Source organism: Crocosphaera chwakensis CCY0110, from assembly GCF_000169335.1.
Classification (GTDB): Bacteria; Cyanobacteriota; Cyanobacteriia; order Cyanobacteriales; family Microcystaceae; genus Crocosphaera; species Crocosphaera chwakensis.
In genome coordinates this window covers 1-1,942 of the sequence record NZ_AAXW01000139.1, presented here as the reverse complement: position 1 = coordinate 1,942, position 1,942 = coordinate 1, and the positions used below count along the sequence as shown (strand labels likewise).

The following is a 1,942-nucleotide window of genomic DNA, read 5'->3' as shown; positions in this document are numbered from 1 at the left end:
TTGCATCGTCTTGCTTCAGAAATGGGTGTCACTGTTGAATCGTTCAAAGCATAAACAGAGGTGAGTCATGACTAATAATCAAAAACACATTAATGATGTGGCACGTCTTCATCGCGCTAACATCTTAAAAAGCTTAGAGCATCGTTTACAAGTTGCTCGTTCCAACGGACAAAGTGATTTAATTCAGCAATTAGAAGCTGAAAGAAATTACTACAACCGTTAAATGTAGTTAATTGTAAGTTAGTTAAGGGTTTTCATTTCACCAATAGGTTAGAAATGAAGACTCTTTAACTTTTAGTAATCGAACGTAACTCCTTAAAATATAGAATGTCATCAGTCCAATCTCATCAGATTCAAAGAATTGGTTGATGAGTTAACCTAAAATCAATTAGTATCATAAGAAGCACCAACCCATAGGTACACTTATCCTATGGGTTATCTATATGACTAAAATTCTAAGGATAAGGAATTGAATGTGTGGGTAACATCATCAACTAATAACGTCATCACCCCAACAGCGATCGCTTTAGGCAATTTTGACGGTATCCATCTGGGACATCGACAAGTGCTTAAACCTATCCTAGAACTTCAGAAACAATACACTCCCACCATTGTTACCTTTACCCCTCATCCTCAAGAATATTTTAGTGGCCAAACACGACAGCTACTGACTCCCCTGACGGAAAAAGTTAAACTCCTGGAGTCCCTTAACATTAGACAATTAGTTCGTTTACCTTTTGATCGCAGTTTAGCTTCTTTAAGTCCCCAAGCATTTGTAGAAGATATTTTAGTGAAGCAACTGAATGCTAAATATATTAGCGTAGGACAAGATTTCCGCTTTGGGAAAGGGAGAGCAGGAAACGCACAAATGTTGCAAGAATTAGCTCAAAAATTTGGAGTTTTTGTTCATATTACTAAGTTACAAACTTGTCTCAATGAAGATAATTCTTTACGCATTAGCAGTTCAAGAATTCGTCAATATTTAGCCACTGGAAACGTTCGACAGGCCAAAGAGATGTTAGGTTATCCTTATTCATTAGAAGGAATTGTGGTTAAAGGACAACAGGTGGGTAGAACGATTGGTTTTCCTACAGCTAACCTACAAGTTCCGTTAAATAAATTACTACCTCGTCGTGGGGTTTACTGTGTTCGCGCTTTTTTAACCACAGAAGAAGTGATTAAGGGAGTGATTAATATTGGTAGTCGTCCCACGGTTAATGGTCAAGTTCCTACGGTAGAGGTTCATTTGTTAGATTGGTCAGGAAACTTATATGGTACTTTTGTTAGAGTCGACTTAGAGAAATTTCTACGTTCTGAGCAAAAATTTCCTTCCCTAGATGCTCTCAAAAATCAAATTAAACAAGATTGTATCGTAGCTCGTCAGATACTAGCGTAAATTGATTATAACCAATCAATTTGTTTCGCTTCTTCGGATAACTTTGCGTTTTTTTGCCCTTGACTTCTGGCATAAAAATTGAATAAATCAATAGGCATTTTGATTAAATCCAGAGGATTACCTTTTCCTTGAATTAATTTTATCGTGTCTCTTGGTATTTCTTTTAAGAGCCAACGTCCAACGCGATAAATCCCTTCTTTCACGGTAAAATCTCGCATTAAGTCAACACCATATAATTCGTGTAAATAGAGATTAGAACGACCATAACGTAGCCATTGACTTTTTAGTTCTTTAAAGTTAGAACGATGGCGATGACGAATAATAGCAGTGGTTACAAAGGTTAATTTATAGTCTGTTTCTTGTTGAATTCTCCAGCAAATATCCGCATCTCCTCCTGTGGTCAGATAGGGACGAAATAAACCAGTTTTTGTAAAAATAATTTGTCTAATTCCTAGGTTTGCTGTTTGTCCGTAGGGTAAAAAAGGATGTTCTAATAAAAATTTCTGGGATAAAATACTATTTCGTTCTGCATATTTTTCTAAAAAA

Annotated in this window: 3 protein-coding genes; 2 read left to right on the top strand and 1 reads right to left on the bottom strand. The window is 36.1% G+C overall.

All coding sequences use genetic code 11. From position 1 onward, the window contains the following. The first annotated feature begins 67 nt into the window (after positions 1-67). The gene (gene pirA / locus CY0110_RS30635) at positions 68-223 is read left to right on the top strand and encodes an arginine synthesis PII-interacting regulator PirA (RefSeq protein ID WP_008278975.1); all 156 of its coding nucleotides are present in this window, start codon (positions 68-70) and stop codon (positions 221-223) included. Between the two features lie 252 nt (positions 224-475). Further along, complete coding sequence (locus tag CY0110_RS27610) at positions 476-1,396, top strand: bifunctional riboflavin kinase/FAD synthetase (RefSeq protein ID WP_008278974.1); 921 nt, start codon at positions 476-478, stop codon at positions 1,394-1,396. A gap of 5 nt (positions 1,397-1,401) precedes the next feature. On the opposite strand, the gene CY0110_RS27605 is transcribed toward CY0110_RS27610, so the two are convergent. Then, positions 1,402-1,942, bottom strand: a 541-nt coding sequence (locus CY0110_RS27605) for a glycosyltransferase family 2 protein (RefSeq protein WP_008278973.1), incomplete at its 5' end; no start/stop codon positions are given.